Annotated in this window: 17 protein-coding genes and 1 pseudogene; 9 read left to right on the top strand and 9 right to left on the bottom strand. The window is 62.3% G+C overall.

What is annotated here, in order from left to right; genetic code table 11:
* Positions 1 to 23 precede the first annotated feature (23 nt).
* The 5 genes from Q7C30_RS05120 to Q7C30_RS05100 form a co-directional block, all read right to left on the bottom strand.
* The gene (locus Q7C30_RS05120; protein ID WP_317870893.1) at positions 24 to 2,711 is read right to left on the bottom strand and encodes a hypothetical protein; all 2,688 of its coding nucleotides are present in this window, start codon (positions 2,709 to 2,711) and stop codon (positions 24 to 26) included.
* 281 nt (positions 2,712 to 2,992) lie between these two features.
* Complete coding sequence (locus tag Q7C30_RS05115) at positions 2,993 to 3,490, bottom strand: GreA/GreB family elongation factor (protein ID WP_317870892.1); 498 nt, start codon at positions 3,488 to 3,490, stop codon at positions 2,993 to 2,995.
* A 67-nt stretch (positions 3,491 to 3,557) separates the two neighbouring features.
* Complete coding sequence (locus Q7C30_RS05110; protein ID WP_317870987.1) at positions 3,558 to 3,914, bottom strand: hypothetical protein; 357 nt, start codon at positions 3,912 to 3,914, stop codon at positions 3,558 to 3,560.
* 146 nt (positions 3,915 to 4,060) lie between these two features.
* On the bottom strand, positions 4,061 to 5,914 hold the full coding sequence (locus Q7C30_RS05105) for a DUF4105 domain-containing protein (RefSeq protein ID WP_317870891.1): 1,854 nt from the start codon (positions 5,912 to 5,914) through the stop codon (positions 4,061 to 4,063).
* A gap of 76 nt (positions 5,915 to 5,990) precedes the next feature.
* On the bottom strand, positions 5,991 to 6,479 hold the full coding sequence (locus tag Q7C30_RS05100; RefSeq protein ID WP_039580305.1) for a DUF3015 domain-containing protein: 489 nt from the start codon (positions 6,477 to 6,479) through the stop codon (positions 5,991 to 5,993).
* 250 nt (positions 6,480 to 6,729) lie between these two features.
* On the opposite strand from Q7C30_RS05100, the gene Q7C30_RS05095 reads away from it, so the two are divergent.
* The 4 genes from Q7C30_RS05095 (at position 6,730) to Q7C30_RS05080 (ending at position 11,054) form a co-directional block, all read left to right on the top strand.
* Entirely contained in the window at positions 6,730 to 9,168 is a 2,439-nt protein-coding gene (locus Q7C30_RS05095; RefSeq protein ID WP_317870890.1) for an AAA family ATPase, read from the top strand.
* A 162-nt stretch (positions 9,169 to 9,330) separates the two neighbouring features.
* Positions 9,331 to 9,669 carry a hypothetical protein gene (locus Q7C30_RS05090; RefSeq protein WP_029614217.1) on the top strand — a complete coding sequence of 113 codons (339 nt, stop codon included), beginning with the start codon at positions 9,331 to 9,333 and terminating at the stop codon, positions 9,667 to 9,669.
* Positions 9,670 to 9,763: 94 nt separating this feature from the next.
* On the top strand, positions 9,764 to 10,252 hold the full coding sequence (locus tag Q7C30_RS05085; protein WP_317870889.1) for a TIGR00645 family protein: 489 nt from the start codon (positions 9,764 to 9,766) through the stop codon (positions 10,250 to 10,252).
* 184 nt (positions 10,253 to 10,436) lie between these two features.
* Positions 10,437 to 11,054 carry an FKBP-type peptidyl-prolyl cis-trans isomerase gene (locus Q7C30_RS05080; RefSeq protein ID WP_039580298.1) on the top strand — a complete coding sequence of 206 codons (618 nt, stop codon included), beginning with the start codon at positions 10,437 to 10,439 and terminating at the stop codon, positions 11,052 to 11,054.
* An 81-nt stretch (positions 11,055 to 11,135) separates the two neighbouring features.
* Here Q7C30_RS05080 and Q7C30_RS05075 read toward each other — a convergent pair whose 3' ends face one another.
* From Q7C30_RS05075 to Q7C30_RS05065, 3 genes are all read right to left on the bottom strand, one after another.
* Complete coding sequence (locus tag Q7C30_RS05075) at positions 11,136 to 11,381, bottom strand: hypothetical protein (RefSeq protein ID WP_029614214.1); 246 nt, start codon at positions 11,379 to 11,381, stop codon at positions 11,136 to 11,138.
* 149 nt (positions 11,382 to 11,530) lie between these two features.
* Complete coding sequence (locus Q7C30_RS05070; RefSeq protein WP_029614213.1) at positions 11,531 to 11,872, bottom strand: zinc ribbon domain-containing protein YjdM; 342 nt, start codon at positions 11,870 to 11,872, stop codon at positions 11,531 to 11,533.
* A 169-nt stretch (positions 11,873 to 12,041) separates the two neighbouring features.
* Positions 12,042 to 13,010, bottom strand: coding sequence for a polyprenyl synthetase family protein (locus tag Q7C30_RS05065; RefSeq protein ID WP_039580294.1), 969 nt, complete (start codon positions 13,008 to 13,010; stop codon positions 12,042 to 12,044).
* Positions 13,011 to 13,254: 244 nt separating this feature from the next.
* On the opposite strand from Q7C30_RS05065, the gene rplU reads away from it, so the two are divergent.
* The 5 genes from rplU (at position 13,255) to Q7C30_RS05040 (ending at position 17,080) form a co-directional block, all read left to right on the top strand.
* Positions 13,255 to 13,569 (top strand): 50S ribosomal protein L21, encoded by a 315-nt coding sequence (gene rplU / locus Q7C30_RS05060; protein ID WP_029614212.1) that lies wholly within the window; start codon positions 13,255 to 13,257, stop codon positions 13,567 to 13,569.
* Positions 13,570 to 13,606: 37 nt separating this feature from the next.
* Complete coding sequence (gene rpmA / locus Q7C30_RS05055) at positions 13,607 to 13,864, top strand: 50S ribosomal protein L27 (RefSeq protein WP_029614211.1); 258 nt, start codon at positions 13,607 to 13,609, stop codon at positions 13,862 to 13,864.
* Between the two features lie 188 nt (positions 13,865 to 14,052).
* A complete protein-coding gene (cgtA, locus tag Q7C30_RS05050) occupies positions 14,053 to 15,276 on the top strand; it encodes an Obg family GTPase CgtA (RefSeq protein WP_039580292.1) in 1,224 nt (407 codons plus the stop codon).
* 215 nt (positions 15,277 to 15,491) lie between these two features.
* Complete coding sequence (gene proB / locus Q7C30_RS05045; RefSeq protein ID WP_317870888.1) at positions 15,492 to 16,610, top strand: glutamate 5-kinase; 1,119 nt, start codon at positions 15,492 to 15,494, stop codon at positions 16,608 to 16,610.
* Positions 16,611 to 16,621: 11 nt separating this feature from the next.
* Entirely contained in the window at positions 16,622 to 17,080 is a 459-nt protein-coding gene (locus Q7C30_RS05040; RefSeq protein ID WP_317870887.1) for a CreA family protein, read from the top strand.
* 70 nt (positions 17,081 to 17,150) lie between these two features.
* Here Q7C30_RS05040 and Q7C30_RS05035 read toward each other — a convergent pair.
* Positions 17,151 to 17,404: pseudogene (locus Q7C30_RS05035) on the bottom strand (hypothetical protein); the annotation flags it as partial.

Raw genomic sequence — 17,404 nt, 5'->3', positions numbered from 1 at the left:
ACACCTCGCAGGCGAGATGCCGATCAGACGTAGTTCAAGACCAGGTTATCGATGAACGTATCTCCACCGCCATCAATGAACTTGAACGAACTGATCAGCTCGCCAGGCGTGATGTAAGACACTCGCGTGCTATAGATCGTATAGCCGGCAGATGGATAGTTGGTGAACGCTGGGGTAGTTATCGAGCCAATCAGCCGACCGTTGTCATCGAAAAACTCCACTCGGCTTGGGACTCTCGACGCGTCCGCGATATCAAACGCTATCGAACGTGCCCGTACTTTTAGCCGGAATAACACCTGACTATGTTGGTGTGCATATATGAGGGCGCCCGTCGTAGGAAACCAACTGGGATTCCAATTAAATGGCTGGGAGGCACTGCCACTTAGCAGTTCTACGGTGCAGAGATAGTAGTTGACTGGAGCGTTCCGTCTGAAGCTGAACTGAGAAGAGTAGTAGTTGAAATTTTCATAATGCGCCGACAGGATCAGGCTCCCCTTCATCGTGAACGAGGAGGGTTGTGAGGTAAACGTATCGCCCGAAGGGTGACGCTCGACATGGTAGCTCAGCACCACCTCCTGTGTATTCAGTTTCGCCACGTCTGCAAGCGTGAGAGTGATGGACTGTTTACCCAGTGTGGTGACCTGTTGGCTTTTGAGGATGGTGTTGCCGAATTTGATGCTGATGACGTCACCGACCGCCATATTGTGATAATGCGGCACTTCGATGACCAAGCCGGTGTGCGTAATTTTGCTCAGGTCAATCGAGCCGTTGGGAAACGCCGGAACTGTCAGTGGGCCGCTGAGTTTTTGCAGCATGGCTTGGGTGGCCATATTGAAGACGAAGTCTTGCGAGGCCTGGTCCGGTTTATCGTCATTCTCCCAACTGACGATATAGTAGACCGTCACCTTGACTGGGATGTCGCCCTTCACGTTCAAGTACTCTGCAGGCACTTGGAAGGGGCTGACTTCGTCGCCGGCTTGCAAGCGCTGTTCGTCTTCGAAGTAACCGCCCTCGGACGTTTCCCAATACAGCGTTACCGTGCAGGGCGTCGGTTGAGTCGCTGTTTTGGGAATGAAGATCTCCAGGTCGTATTCATACTCTGGCAATTCGGGATCCAGCACGTTACTGGGCAGGGCTTGCTCGGTGAACGGTGCGGGCAGTGTTTCTGACAGGTATCCGATGTCATACCTGGCCGAATCGGACTCGATGATTTTCTCCCCTCGTTTGATCTGGTAGAAAACGTCCACCCAACCGCCGTCCAGAGGCTTGAGGAACACCGAACCCCGTAACTGCACGGACAGCACTTTGCCCACCCGGCTCTTGCTCACCCTGATCATCTTGCTGCTCAGGACCAAGGGTTTGTTGTCCGAGGTGACGCCGATCCAGCGTACCGTCACTTCGTCCTCTTCCTTGAGTCCGGCTTCGACCGGTATGCGTACGTGCAAAACCGTGTGGTCGGCACCGATCCAGTAATCCTCGTTCTTGTCTTTGTTAAGCACAGGCGGGGGGAGGCCGACCGCTTCACCCTCGATATCAATGAACGCTGCCTCGGAGGTGGTCTCGGTGCCGTTTCGTTTCAGTGTATAGGTCAGGCGCGTGCTACCGCCGGATAGCGCTGCCAGCGCTTCGAACGGCGCCTTGAACTCCAGCTGAGTGCTGTCTTTGGTTACTTCCTCAGGCCCGTAGGTTACGGGAATGACCTGTCCTGTACCGGTGGTTCCGTTCCAGTTGAGCGTGATCAGGTCCTTGGCCTTGAACTGGCCTGTAATCCGGATCAGCACATGGTCGCTGCCCAACGTGGTCAGGTCGATCTTGCCGGTGGTATTGACCTTGCCGTCAGCCCCGACCACCACGGGGGCGGTCAGTGGAGCGGGTTGCAGCTGCACATGCACGAAGGCATCTTTCGACCATTCAGATTCATTGCCCACTACGTCGGTGACGAAGTAGTAAACGGGCAGTTGCTTGCTGTCCCCTGCTTTCTTGATGACGGCTTCATCGACCATGATGACCACCGGCTTGCCCACCTCTGCCGCCGTGACGACATGGTCGATCGTTTCATCGCCCCAGTACAGCGTGATCACGTCCGATACATTCATACTCAGGTAGGGAGGAACGGTCACCTTGATTTTGGCTTTCGCGTCGGCCGCACCGATCACTTTCGATGCAGGCAGGGTGACGATGGGCGCGCTGAGTTCTTCGTCGACACCCTTGGCGCCATCGACACCCGGCTGTCCAATTCGGAACAACGTCTTGCTGCTTGGCGAGGTCAAGCGAATCTTGCCGTCATCTTGAACATGGTAGGACAGCGTGCGACTCCCTTTTGGAATATCTGCGCCGTCAACGCGTAACGTCAGGTAGTGACCCACATCGTTTTTGTCGATCAGCTTGAGGCTGACGATGACATCATTCCAAAAGACGACTACCAGCTCGCCCGCCGTCATACCTTTGTACGGCGGCACGATGACCAGTACGCTGTCGTTGTACTGCTCTACCACTTCGTCGTTGATGCCGAGGTCTGCGTTACCGACGCCAATCAGCGCGCCTTGGATGAAGGGTCGCTGTGGATCATTGGTGTCGGCCGGGTAGGTCTTCTTGACGTGCTGGGCGAAGGTCGCCAGGTCACTGTTGACTGAGTCCTTGCCTTCGGAGTCATCGATGATGACTTCTTCGAGCGGGGTAGCAGGTGCTGAATTGGGCTTCGTGGTTGACATGGTCAAGTCCCTCTGCATGTTGTGCCAACATGGCCACTTAACTTAGAGGCGGCTTCGCCTATCCAACAACTGATAGAAATGCTAGGCCTGTCTGAACAGCCTTGACACGAAGCTCAGGCAAGGCGAATACCTTCTGGCAACGGTCGCAATCGCGCTCCAGGCGGTTTTGCACGCAGCGTCGGCAGCGTCAAGGCGCCTGGAGCTTCTGCGCACATGGGCCATTCCGAGCCAGGCCTAAGAGATGGCGAGGCAGCGAGACACGTTGATGACGTGTCGGTCAGTCAGCCACCGATCTCAACGGCCAGGATTGCGATGTTCACATCGCCCCTAGGCCGGCGCCACAGCACCTCATCCCCCGGCTTGGCCCCCAGCAACGCACGACCCAATGGCGAGCCCCAGTTGACCAGGCCGTGTGCCGCATCGGCCTGGTCTTCGCCGACCAACTGCACGGCATGCTCTTCATCCTGCTCGTCGACGAACCGCACGCGGCTGCCGATCTGCACCTTCTCCTCGGAATGGGCACGCGGCACCACTTGGGCGCTTTGTACCCGCGCACGGAAGTAGCGCAGGTCGCGCTCGGTGTCGGCCAACTGCTGTTTGTCGGCGCGTTCGCCTTCGGCCTTCAGGCGGCTGCGCAGGGCCTCAAGATCAGCGACGCGTTGCTGCAGTTGTGCCAGTCCGCTGGCGGTGACGTAGTTGGGTTGGTCGCTGACCCGGCGTTCCACCGGCTGGCTCGCCTGGGCGGCGGCCTGGTCCTCGTTGACGAATGCTCGACTCATGAATGGCCTCCTTTATCAGCAGACCATGGTGGGGGAGGCGGGGTTTCAGCGGATGCCTGTGGCCGACTCAGTTGTGGCGATAAGCGCGCGCAGCGTCACGGTCTTTTTCCTTTTGCCAATCGCGGTCACGCTCATCCCAGTAACGTTCGCGGTACTGGCGAAGGTCTTCACTGTTCTGCATTGCGTTGCACTGGCGAAAGCCATCGTCCCAGCCGGTTTCATACTGACGTTCGTGCAGGTAGCGCGGCACGTCCTTGCGAAAATCGCCGACCATCAACCCCGCCGCCTGGCGACCGCTGCCGCAGCCGTCTTGAAAACCGTCGGCGTAGGCGGGCGGATAGCCTTGATGGAGCATCTGTTCGTGGGTGGACTGGCAGCCAACCAGCAGCAGGGTGAAGCACAGAGCGAAGCCATACCGCGACATGGACACTGGACCTCCGGGAGATAAGGAGAGTCTAGGCCGGGAATTGTCGCGGCGATGTCAAAATGCCGTAACCGGATTGCGATCTTTACGCGGTGCCTACCGAGGTGGCGTGTTCATTCGCGAGGCCGGCAGTCTTGCGGACAGGCTCAGTACTGGTACCACTTCAACTCCAGCATCACTTCGTTCTGTGCGCTGGCCAGGTGGCTGAACTCGCGCTTGGCGCTGAGCCGCAGGCCCAGGTTCTGGGAAATTTCCCACTGTTGGTTCAGGCTCAGGCTGCGACGCACTTCGCCATTGGTGAAGTAGTCACCTTTGGCTTCCAGGGTCATGTTGCCCAAGCCGTTGCGCCACAACAGACCGCCATTGAAGCCGGCCGCTGGCGAGACGAATTCGGCGAAGTCGTTGTTGTGCTCGACGCGGACCGTGCCCAGGGCAAAGCCGAGCAGCCCATCGGCCAGTTGCCAGGTCCCACCGCCACCGCCGTTGACGTGGCTGACCAGCACCTCGTCGTCGTGTTTGCCCGGTACCCGTTCCAAGCCGCCTGCAACCTGCCAGGACCAGGGCTTGAGCAGCTCGTTGCGTGGCGTCAGCGAGCGGATGGTGGCCAGGTCCAGTCGCTGGACCTGCCATTCATTGTGTTCGTATTGACGCAGCTTGAGCTGGAGGATCTCGATCTGCGCACCCAGCGGGAAGCCATAGGCGTTGTCGTTGAGGTCGTGGTAGGCCATGCGCAGGCCGTACTCGGCGAAGGCACGGTCCTCGCGGGTGCCGACGCCCAGTTGCCAGGTGCGCGACTGGTGACCGTCTTCGGGCAGGCCGGGGCGCTGGATGTCCAGCGGTGGTGGCGGGTTGCGGTTGATCGCCCGCAGCAGCTCGAAGCTGCGCTTGGCTTGCTCGGGGTCGCGTTCCTGGCCGGTAGCGCGGTAACGCTCCAGGCGATAGGCGGCGTCCTGCACCAAGGCCTGGCGCTCGCGGGGCAGGGCGGTGAAGGCCGGGCTTTGCAACTGCGCGGTGTCGGCGCTGACCGCCAGCACTTGCTGTTTCTCGTCGTGGTCGAGCGGCTCGGCGCGGGCCAGCAATTCGCGCTCGCGCGAAGGCCGGTAGCGCACGTCCGAGACCAGGCCGGACTGCTTGACCGCCTTGACCGTGTCGGTGGGGATGGCGGTGAGCGGGAACTGCGAGGTCAGGTCCAGGCCGGGGCGCGCCACTTGCAGCAGCTCCAGCAACCGGTAGGAGCAGTTCTCGTCGAAGAAGAAATAGTCGAACTGCACCTGCTTGAGTTCCCACACGTGCTCGACCATGCGCCCGGTCTCTTCCGGCGTCAGGTCCAGCTGGTACTCCCACAGGTCGCGGTTCTCCAGGCTGCGGTACTCGGAGAGTTTTTCCTGGTACGGCATCATCGCGAACAGTCCGGGGTAGCCGCCCATCAGGCCTTTCCAGGCGTAGAGGATGCTGTTGTCGCTGCCTTCGATGTAGGCGCCGAAGTTGATCGCGTAGCTGAGCAGCGTGGTGTCGTTGCTGCGGGTGTCGGCCTTGTCGATGCGCAGCAGGGTGTGGCCGAACATCGAGGACGGGCTGTTCAAGTACGCCGCCGGGAAGATCAGCACCGCGCTGTGCGGCGCCACGTCGGCGTACCAGCGCTGGTATTCCTGGCAGTCCGGCGTGGGCAGGTCGGTGAGCTGCAGTTGCTCGCGCAGCCAGCGGGTGCGCGCCGGGAAAACGCATTGGGCGTGCTTGTCGCCCAGGCTCGCCGGCGCGTACAGCGCATCGACCGTGGCCCGCAGCTCGCGGTCCGGGTGATGGGCGCCATCGGCGGCGAGAAAGAATTTGTCATCGTCCACATAACTGCGCCAACCGCCGAGCTTGGCGGTCTCGTAATGGCCCAGGGCGATCCAGTAGCGATCGGCGGCCAGGCGTTGCACGCGGGCTTCGTCCAGCGAAGGGGTCGCATAGGCGGGCGCGCAGGCGCATAGCGTCAGGTAGGCGAGGCGTTTGAGCATGTGGGGCAACTACTTCTGAAAGGTGCCAAAGGAAGGCGAACGAATCCCGCCCCGTGTGGGGCGGGATGGGCCGAACTTACGCCTCGGTGGCGTACTTGGCCAGTTGCGGGTCGTTTTTCAGAACAGCGATGGTGTTGCTGTGAACGTCTTCGGCAGTGACGTTGGCGCTGCTGAAGATCTGCTGGAAGTGGTCGTGAGTGACCGAGGCGAAGCGCGCGCGGTCTTCTGGTTTCACGCCCATGACCACGGCGTAGGTGGTCAGGGCTTCGCCCTGGCCTTGCGCCATGTCTTCGGACAGCTCGTTCATGGTGCCGTTCATGGCCAGCCAGGATTTGCCGCCGTAGGTCAGCGCAGCCTTGGTGGAGCAGCCGTTGGTGCCGGAGGTCATGCCGAAGGTGGCGTTACCGGAGGTGCCGTTGGTGGTGGAAGCCAGGAAGTGCGCCGGCGTGCCGCGCTGGCCTTCGAACAGCAGGTTGCCCCAACCGCAGTTCGGGCCGCCTGGCGCTTCTGCCATGGCGTTGATCGAAACCGCGGCGAACAAGGTACCCAGAAGAATCCGTTTCATAGCGTTATTCTCTTTTTCGATACGTATCAATGATCAGGGTTGTCTGGCAGTTCATTGCCAGGCGGGAAAGCATGATACCCACCCGCGCAGTTTGGAGTTTAGGCGCTAACCATTAGTTGCGTCAGCGATTGCGAAAAATTCTATTGCACGCGCTTTTTGCGCTGCGACATAAAGTCTAGGCGAGCCTTGCCAGGCGCGCGCCCACAGCCCCAGAATGCCTTCATCCGCCCCGCCGAAGTAAGGAAACCCGATGCCCGATCCCGTTGCCGCGCGCCTGCGTCTGGCGCCCGAAGCCCTGACCCGGCGTTTCACGCCCGAGCAGTTCGCCTTCACCCACACCGACGATCTGGAGCCGTTTCGCGGAGTACTGGGCCAGGAACGTGCCGTCGAGGCCCTGCAGTTCGGCGTGGCCATGCCGCGGCCTGGTTACAACGTCTTCGTGATGGGTGAGCCCGGCACCGGCCGCTTCTCGTTCGTCAAACGCTACCTGAAGGCCGAAGGCAAGCGCCAGAAGACGCCGTCGGACTGGGTCTACGTCAACAACTTCGACGACCTGCGCGAGCCGCGTGCCCTGGAGTTGCCGTCAGCCAGCGCCAGCGAGTTCATCGCCGACATGAATGGCCTGATCGGCAACCTGCTGGCGACCTTCCCGGCGGTGTTCGAACACCCGGCCTACCAGCAGAAGAAAGGCGCCATCGACCGCGCCTTCAACCAACGCTATGACCGCGCCCTGGATGTGATCGAGCGGGCGTCGTTGGAAAAGGGCGTGGCGCTGTACCGCGACGCCAGCAACGTGGCGTTCACCCCCATGGCCGACGGCAAGGCGCTGGATGAAGCCGAGTTCGCCCAGTTGCCCGAAGAGGTGCGCGAACAGTTCCACGAGGACATCGCCGCGCTGGAGGAGCGCCTCAACGAGGAGCTGTCCAGCCTGCCGCAGTGGAAGCGCGAGTCGAACAATCAACTGCGCGAGCTCAACGAAGAAACCATCACCCTGGCCCTGCAACCGCTGCTGGCGCCGTTGTCGGAGAAGTACGCCGAGAACGCGGCGGTGTGCGCCTACCTGCAATCGATGCAGTTGAACCTGCTGCGCACCGTGGTCGAGCAACTGGTCGACGATGCCAAGACCGACGCCGTGGCGCGCAAGATGCTCGAAGAGCAATACGCGCCGAGCCTGGTGGTCGGTCATCCGCTGGACGGCGGCGCGCCGGTGGTGTTCGAGCCGCATCCGACCTACGACAACCTGTTCGGGCGCATCGAATACAGCACCGACCAGGGCGCGCTTTCCACCTCCTACCGGCAACTGCGCTCTGGGGCTCTGCACCGGGCCAACGGCGGCTTCCTGATTCTCGAAGCCGAGAAAATGCTCGGCGAGCCCTTCGTCTGGGATGCCCTCAAGCGCGCGTTGCAATCGCGCAAGCTGAAGATGGAGTCGCCGCTCGGCGAATTGGGGCGTATCGCCACCGTCACCCTCACGCCGCAGATGATCCCGCTCAACGTCAAGCTGGTGATCATCGGCTCACGCCAGCTCTATTACGCCCTGCAGGACCACGATCCAGATTTCCAGGAGATGTTCCGCGTCCTGGTCGACTTCGACGAAGACATGCCGATGGTCGACGAGAACCTGGAGCAGTTCGCCCAGTTGCTGCGCACGCGCACCAACGAGGAAGGCATGGCGCCGCTGACCAGCGATGCGGTGGCGCGCCTGGCCACCTTCAGCGCACGCCTGGCAGAGAACCAGGCGCGGCTGTCGGCGCGCATCGGCGACCTGTTCCAGTTGGTCAGCGAGGCCGACTTCATTCGCCAATTGGCCGGTGACGAGATGACCGACGCCGGGCACATCGAGCGGGCGCTCAAGGCCAAGGCCACGCGCACCGGTCGGGTGTCGCAGCGAGTCCTCGACGACATGCTCGCCGGCATCATCCTGATCGACAGCGAAGGCGCAGCCATCGGCAAGTGCAACGGCCTGACCGTCTTGGAGGTGGGCGACTCGGCGTTCGGCATGCCGGCGCGGATCTCGGCCACGGTCTATCCCGGTGGCAGCGGCATCGTCGACATCGAGCGCGAAGTCAACCTCGGTCAGCCGATCCACTCCAAGGGCGTGATGATCCTCACCGGTTACATGGGCAGCCGCTACGCCCAGGAATTCCCCCTGGCCATTTCGGCGAGCATCGCCCTGGAGCAGTCGTACGGTTACGTCGATGGCGACAGTGCCTCGCTGGGCGAGGCCTGTACGCTGATCTCGGCGCTGTCGCGCACGCCGCTCAAGCAATGCTTCGCCATTACCGGTTCGATCAACCAGTTCGGCGAAGTGCAGGCGGTCGGTGGGGTCAACGAGAAGATCGAAGGCTTCTTCCGGCTGTGCGAGGCACGCGGCCTGACCGGCGAGCAGGGGGTAATCATTCCGCGCGCCAACGTCGCCACGCTGATGCTCGACGAGCGGGTGCTGCAGGCGGTGGAGGCGGGGCGCTTCCATGTGTACGCCGTCAGCCAGGCCGACGAGGCGCTGAGCTTGCTGGTGGGCGAAGAAGCCGGCACGCCGGACGAAAACGGCGAGTTCCCCGAAGGCAGCGTCAATGCGCGTGTGGTGGAGCGCCTGCGGGTCATCGCCGAGATGATCAGCGAGGAAGACATCAAGGACGCCGAGAAGGAACGGCTGGAGGAGATGGTGGCCCAGGCCAAGCCCGCCTGAGTCAACAAACCGGCGCTGGCGGCCAGTGGCTACCGTTCGGCGCCGGTTTTCCAACTCGACCTGTAGGCGTCTAGGCTGGAACTAAGGACGCTTTCAGGGTTCAGGATGAAAACAGCCTGCCGGTTGCAGGCTGAACAGGGCTTTGAAGGAGGGGACGCTGCCATGCGCAACCTCAGCCTTACCCGCCAGTGCCTCGGCCTGGTGACCCGTATCGAGTGCAGCATTCGTCCGCTGGCCGGCGACAATGGCCTGTGGACCTTGCTGTTCGCCGCCGGCATGGCCGGTGAGCAGCCATCGGCCATCAAGGCCCAAGGCCCGTTCCACGGTCCGCAGGTGGCCGAATCGGTGATGAACGCCGTGGTCGACAGCCTCACCCTGCACGGCTACCAGCTCAGCGATGACCCACAGATCTGGTGTCTGCATCTGCAGGCACAGTTGCGTCAGATCAATGGTGACCGCTGCCGCAACCTGGGTGACTACCGCTTCCGTCCGGACAACTGAACGTCGCTGAGGCAACGCTGCGGGCTTTTGCTGTCACAGGTGGCTGGCTATACTCGCGCGCCCTATGTGCGTCATTCACGAGTCCCTAGCCTCCATGGAACGTATTCTCGAAAATGCGATGTATGCCTCACGCTGGCTGCTCGCGCCGATCTACTTCGGTCTGTCCCTGGGCCTGCTGGCCCTGGCGCTGAAGTTCTTCCAGGAAGTGATCCACGTCCTGCCCAGCGTTTTCTCACTCAGCGAAGCCGACCTGATCCTGGTGATTCTGTCGTTGATCGACATGTCGCTGGTCGGCGGCTTGCTGGTGATGGTGATGATCTCCGGCTACGAGAACTTCGTCTCGCAACTGGATATCGACGACAACAAGGAGAAGCTCAACTGGCTGGGCAAGATGGACTCTTCGTCGCTGAAGATGAAAGTCGCCGCCTCCATCGTCGCCATCTCCTCGATCCACCTGCTGCGGGTGTTCATGGACGCGCAGAACATCTCCACCGATTACCTGATGTGGTACGTGATCATCCACATGACCTTCGTGGTGTCTGCGTTCGTCATGGGCTACCTGGACAAGCTCACCAAGCATTGAGCGGCAAGCTTCGAGCTTCAAGCGGCAAGAAAGAGCGGATAGGTGATGGGCTCTCGCTTGCAGCTTGCAGCTTGCAGCTTGCAGCTTGTAGCTTGCCGCTGGCAGCCTCCCGCTGCCCAATGTTAGGCTGCTCGCCCTTTTGACGAAGGGCGCGGATGTCAGGCGCCCTCAAGTGGAGCGAGCAATGTCCGAACTGAATCTGTCCACCGACGAAACCCGCGTCAGCTACGGCATCGGCCGTCAGCTGGGTGGCCAACTGCGTGACAACCCGCCGCCGGGCGTGAGCCTGGAAGCGATCCTGGCGGGCCTGACCGACGCCTTCAATGGCGCCGACAGCCGTGTCAGCGAGGCGGACCTGTCTGCCAGCTTCAAGGTCATCCGCGAAGTGATGCAGGCCGAAGCGGCGGCCAAGGCCGAAGCCGCTGCTGCCGTTGGCAAGCAGTTCCTGGCCGACAACGCCAAGCGCGACGGAGTCACCACCCTGGCCTCGGGTCTGCAGTTCGAAGTGCTGACCGCCGGCAGCGGCGCCAAACCGAGCCGTGAAGACAACGTGCGCACTCACTACCACGGCACCTTGATCGACGGCACCGTGTTCGACAGCTCCTACGAGCGCGGCCAGCCAGCCGAATTCCCGGTCGGTGGCGTGATCGCCGGTTGGACCGAGGCGCTGCAACTGATGAATGCCGGCAGCAAATGGCGCCTGTACGTGCCGAGCGAACTGGCCTATGGCGCCCAAGGCGTGGGCAGCATCCCGCCGCACAGCACACTGGTGTTCGACGTCGAGCTGCTCGACGTTCTGTAAGACCACGGCGTATTCATCCCAGGGTAAGCCCGTGCCGGCAGGCGGCGGGTTCACCCTGGGATGTCGTCGGCCCTGCCACACTCAATTCCAATCGGTTCCGCCAGGGCGCAACGCCCGTGCATAGCAGAACAGGAACAGGTTGCGCACCACCTCTTTCAGCACCCCCGGTTCACTCGAATTCAGCCCAGTGAGATCCAGGTCGCCCTGGTCGCGCAGTTCGTCGAGCGCTTCTTCTTCGAGCACGGCGCAGACTTCGCCGGTCTCGCGGTGCAGGATGCGCAGGTAGGGATGGGGACGGTCGAGCCAGGCGTCGATCAGGTAGGTCACGGCAATTCTCCTTGGAGAGCGATTTCCAATGAGAATAATTCTTATTATCAGAATAGCAAGTGTCTATTAGCCGAATTCTGCCAAATGGTGCAGCGGACCCCGTTGCAGGACCCGGCCGGACCGCCCGTGGGCAGTCCGGCGGCGGCAGGTCAGACCTTGCGCACGAACTCGGACTTGAGCTTCATGGCACCGATACCGTCGATCTTGCAGTCGATGTCGTGATCGCCATCGCACAGGCGGATGTTCTTGACCTTGGTGCCGACCTTGACCACCAGCGACGAGCCTTTGACCTTGAGGTCCTTGATCACGGTAACGGTGTCACCGTCCTGCAGGACGTTGCCGACCGAGTCCTTCTTCACCACGTCGTCGCTGGCCACCTCGGCTTCGCCGCTGGCCGACCATTCGTGGGCGCATTCGGGGCAGATCAGCTGGGTGCCATCCTCGTAGGTGTATTCGGAGTTGCAGGCGGGGCAGGGCGGCAAAGTGCTCACTTCGGTTCCTTGGTAGATAGGGGGATCAAAGGCGCACATTGTATAAGGTTTTGCCGCGCAGAGGTATTTTCTCTGGGCCAACGCAAGCGCGGGGCAGGCGCGCTCCCACAGGATGACGACGATCCTGGGAGCGGGCTTGCCCCGCGATAAGCACGATGGGGTCTATCGGTCAGTGCGTACGCGCGACCGCAAACTCGCTGAGCTCCACCAGCGCATCGCGATAGTCACTCGCCGGCAGCACTTCCAGGCAGGCGATGGCGCGGGCGACGTAGTCTCGGGCCAGGTTCGCGGTGTAGTCCAGCGCGCCGGAGGCTTCGACGGCCAGGCGGATCTGCTCGAGGTCTTCCAGGCCGCCTTTCTGGATGGCCTGGCGCACCAATGCGGCCTGCTCGGCAGTGCCTTCGCGCATGGTGTAGATCAGTGGCAAGGTGGGCTTGCCTTCGGCCAGGTCGTCGCCGACGTTCTTGCCCAGGGTCTCGGAGTCGCCCTTGTAGTCGAGCAGGTCGTCGACCAGTTGGAAGGCCACGCCCAGGTGGTCGCCGAAGGTACGCAGGGCTTCACGCTGCTGCTCGCTGGCACCGGCCAGCGCCGCGGCGCTGTGGGTGGAGGCCTCGAAGAGCATGGCGGTCTTGCCGCGGATGACGTCCATGTACACCTCTTCACTGGTGCTGGCGTCACGTACCCGCGACAGTTGCAGCACTTCACCCTCGGCGATCACCCGGGTGGCCTTGGAGAGGATCTGCATGACCGACATCGAGCCCAGTTCGACCATCATCTCGAACGAACGCGAATAGAGGAAGTCGCCCACCAGCACGCTGGGCGCATTGCCCCACAGGGCATTGGCGGTGGAGCGGCCGCGGCGCATGCCGGACATGTCCACCACGTCGTCGTGCAGCAGCGTGGCGGTGTGCAGGAACTCGATGGTCGCGGCCAGCAGGCGCAGGTCGTCGCCTTCGCGGCCCAGGGCCTTGCCGCACAGCAGTACCAGCAGCGGGCGCAGGCGCTTGCCACCGGCCGATGTGATATAGTCGCCGATCTTCGATACCAGCGGCACGCGCGAGGTCAGCTGCTTCTTGATGATCTCGTCGACGGCACTGAAATCGTCAGCCACCGCGCGGTAGAAGGATTGGGGTTGCATCGGCTGCTCCATTGAGGTTGCGCGGCATGCTAGGTCGCGGGTCCCGGTGTGTCAAGGCGCGCCGCCTGCGCCGCAGGGCCGGCACTTGCAAGGCTTCGACCGGTTGCGTACAATCGCGCACCCTAACTTCCTGGGCAGCACCTGCCTTACGCAATTGCACCGGGCCGTTCCAGCCTCGTGCAGCCATGCCAGCCAATACTCATCATATAAAGCGCTGGGTGAGCAGGATTATCGGAGATTCAAAATGTCCTACGCAGTAATCGTTACCGGCGGCAAGCAGTACAAAGTCGCTGAAGGTGAATTCCTCAAGATCGAGAAACTGGAAGTCGCCACTGGCGAATCCGTGACCTTCGATCGCGTTCTGCTGGTTGCCAACGGTGACGCCGTCACCATCGGTGCTCCAGTCGTTGCTGGCGCTAAAGTAGTGGCCGAAGTCGTTTCGCAAGGCCGCCACGACAAGGTTCGCATCATCAAGTTCCGCCGTCGTAAGCACCACATGAAGCGCATGGGCCACCGCCAGTGGTTCACCGAAATCAAAATCACCGGTATCCAGGCTTAATTGCCACGATCCCCTGAATTTATTGGAGAATTGAACCATGGCACACAAAAAAGCTGGTGGTAGTACTCGTAACGGTCGCGACTCAGAATCGAAACGCCTTGGCGTGAAGATGTATGGCGGCCAGGTCATCAAGCCGGGCAACATCATCGTCCGTCAGCGCGGTACCGAATTCCACGCTGGCTACGGCGTTGGCATGGGCAAGGACCACACCTTGTTCGCCAAGATCGACGGCGTGATCAAGTTCGAGAAGAAAGGCGAGTTCAACCGCCGCTATGTGAGCATCGTCGCCGCCTGATCGCGACGTCGCTCCAGAAGCCCCGTCATGCGACGGGGCTTTTTCGTTTGTGGTGAGCCTCTTGCAAAGCTGTTTGTCTGGGCTGCCGGCGTTGGTTTCTGGTTCGTACGGGGCCGCCGCGCTCATTTTTGCAAGAGCCTCAAGGTTTTCTGGTTTTCAACTCGTCGTTCGGCGAGAGGCGGTTTTGAATGAAGTTTGTTGACGAAGTATCGATCCGGGTAAAAGCCGGTGACGGCGGTAACGGTTGCATGAGCTTCCGCCGCGAAAAATTCATCGAGAACGGTGGTCCCAACGGCGGTGACGGTGGCGACGGCGGCTCGGTGTTCATGGTGGCCGACGAGAACCTCAATACCCTGGTCGACTACCGCTACACCCGCCACCACGAAGCCCAGCGCGGGCAGAATGGCGGCAGCACCGACTGCACCGGCAAGAAGGGCGAGGACCTGTACCTGCGCGTGCCGGTCGGCACCACGGTGATCGACGCCTCCACCCAGGAGATCATCGGTGACCTGATCACCCCCGGCCAGAAGCTGATGGTCGCCCAGGGCGGCTGGCACGGCCTGGGCAACACCCGCTTCAAGTCCAGCACCAACCGTGCGCCGCGCCAGACCACGCCAGGCAAGCCGGGCGAGCAGCGTGACCTGAAGATGGAAATGAAGGTGCTGGCCGATGTCGGCTTGTTGGGTCTGCCCAATGCGGGCAAGAGCACCTTCATCCGCTCGGTCTCGGCCGCCAAGCCGAAGGTCGCCGACTACCCGTTCACCACCCTGGTGCCGAACCTGGGCGTGGTCAGCGTCGACCGCTGGAAGAGCTTCGTCATCGCCGACATCCCCGGCCTGATCGAAGGGGCTTCCGAAGGCGCCGGCCTGGGTATCCGCTTCCTCAAGCACCTGGCGCGTACCCGCGTGCTGCTGCACCTGGTCGACCTGGCGCCGCTGGATGAAAGCAGCCCGGCCGATGCCGCCGAAGTGATCATCAACGAACTGGCGCAGTTCAGCCCGGCGTTGGTCGACCGCGAGCGCTGGCTGGTGCTGAACAAGGCCGACATGATCATGGACGAGGACCGCGACGCGCGGGTCAAGGAAGTGGTCGAGCGCCTGAACTGGGAAGGCCCGGTCTACGTGATTTCGGCCATCGCCAAGCAGGGCACCGAGCAGCTCAGCCACGACCTCATGCGTTACCTGGAAGACCGCGCCGACCGCCTGGCCAACGATCCGGCCTATGCCGCCGAGCTCAACGAGCTCGACCAGCGCATCGAAGACGAGGCCCGGGCCCAGTTGCAAGCCCTGGATGACGCCCGCACCCTGCGCCGCACCGGGGTCAAGAGCGTGCATGACATCGGCGACGATGACGACTGGGACGACTTCGAGGACGACGAAGACGGCCCGGAAATCATTTACGTGCGCGACTGACCGGTTGCAGTACACTGAACGCCGCTCTTCGAGTAGTGTGCCGTGATCAGGCTTGGGCGTTGAGCCCATCGCGGGACGAGCCCGCTCCCACAGGTCCGCTGCGATCCTTGTGGGAGCGGGCTTGTCCCGCGATGGCCTCAACACCCTCTCACGGTACGCCGCTCGAATGAGCGGCGTTTTGGTATCTACAGATTCGACATGGGTTGGAAGAGAAGATGCGAAGCAAGGTGACGGGCGCCCGGCGCTGGGTCGTGAAGATCGGCAGTGCGCTGCTGACCGCCGACGGCAAGGGCCTGGATCGTGGTGCGATGGCGGTCTGGGTCGAGCAGATGGTGGCGCTGCGCGAAGCGGGCGTGGAACTGGTGCTGGTGTCCTCCGGGGCCGTGGCCGCGGGCATGAGCCAACTGGGCTGGACTGCCCGACCCAGCGCGATGAACGAGTTGCAGGCTGCCGCGTCCATCGGCCAGATGCGTCTGGTGCAGGCCTGGGAGTCGAGCTTCGGCGAGCACGGCAAGCACACCGCACAGATCCTCCTGACCCACGACGACCTGTCCGACCGCAAGCGCTACCTCAACGCCCGCAGTACCCTGCGCACCCTGGTCGACCTGGGTGTGGTGCCGGTGATCAACGAGAACGACACCGTGGTCACCGACGAGATCCGTTTTGGCGACAACGACACCCTGGCGGCGCTGGTGGCCAATCTGGTCGAGGCCGACCTGCTGGTGATCCTCACCGACCGCGACGGCATGTTCGACGCCGACCCGCGCAATAACCCCGAAGCCCAGCTCATCCATGAAGCCCGTGCCGACGACCCGTCGCTCGATGCCGTGGCCGGCGGCACCGGTGGCGCGCTCGGTCGCGGTGGCATGCAGACCAAGCTGCGCGCCGCGCGCCTGGCAGCCCGTTCCGGTGCCCATACCATCATCATCGGCGGGCGCATCGAGCGCGTGCTCGATCGGCTCAAGGCCGGCGAGCGCCTGGGCACGCTGCTGTCGCCCGAGCGCGGCATGCTCGCGGCGCGCAAACAATGGCTGGCCGGCCATCTGCAGACCCGTGGCACGCTGATGCTCGATGCCGGTGCCGTCAAGGCCCTGCGCGAGTCGCACAAGAGTCTGCTGCCGGTCGGCGTGAAGACCGTGCAGGGCAGTTTCCGGCGCGGCGAAATGGTGGTCTGCGTGGGCCCGGACGGTCTTGAAGTGGCACGCGGCCTGGCCAACTACAGCGCCCTGGAGGCGCAGAAGATCATCGGTCAGCCGTCCGATGCCATCGAGCGTCTGCTGGGCTACAGCGCCGAGCCGGAGCTGGTGCACCGCGACAATTTGGTACTGGTCTGAGGAGTTCGCACATGCTGAAAAGGATGATTGCCGTGGCCGCGCTGGCGCTGCCGATGGTGGCTGGGGCCGATGAAATCGGTCAGGTGTCGACGGTGTTCAAGTTCCTTGGGCCGAATGACCGTATCGTGGTCGAGGCCTTCGACGATCCCAAGGTGGAGGGTGTGACCTGCTACTTGTCGCGGGCCAAGACCGGCGGGGTGAAGGGTGGGCTGGGCCTGGCCGAAGACCGCGCCGAGGCTTCCATCGCCTGTCGTCAGGTCGGGCCGATCAGCTTCAAGACCGAGCTCAAGGACGGTGAGGTGGTGTTCAAGGAGCGCACCTCGCTGGTGTTCAAGACCATGCAGGTGGTGCGCTTCCTCGACAAGAAGCGCAACACGCTGGTGTATTTGGTGTACAGCGACCGTATCGTCGAAGGCAGCCCGCAGAATGCGGTGACGGCAATTCCGATCCGGCCGTGGGCGCAACAGTGAAACTGCGCTGATGTTGCGCTCGATGACGCTGGAGTCGAGCGCGCCCCTGTAGGAGCGGCCTTGTGTCGCCATCCATCAGGTGCAGCAACAGGTACATGTTGGTCAGCGCCTTGATGGTCATGGTGGTGCCGTTGGAGGCGGCGCCGTCGATGTCGGCGTGGATCACCGGCTGACTGTTGATCTTGGTGATCTCGAAGGCCAGTTCGAACTGGTCCTTCAGGCCCAACTGGTTATGGTTGGCCGCCACCAGGCGCGCCAGGTACTCCTTGGCCTCTTCGTTCTTGTTGTCCTGCTCGGCGTTCTGCGTGAGGTCGAACACCGACA

This window comes from Pseudomonas sp. RAC1 (genome assembly GCF_030658255.1).
GTDB lineage: Bacteria > Pseudomonadota > Gammaproteobacteria > Pseudomonadales > Pseudomonadaceae > Aquipseudomonas > Aquipseudomonas boreofloridensis.
This window is presented reverse-complemented; position numbering and strand designations above follow the sequence as displayed.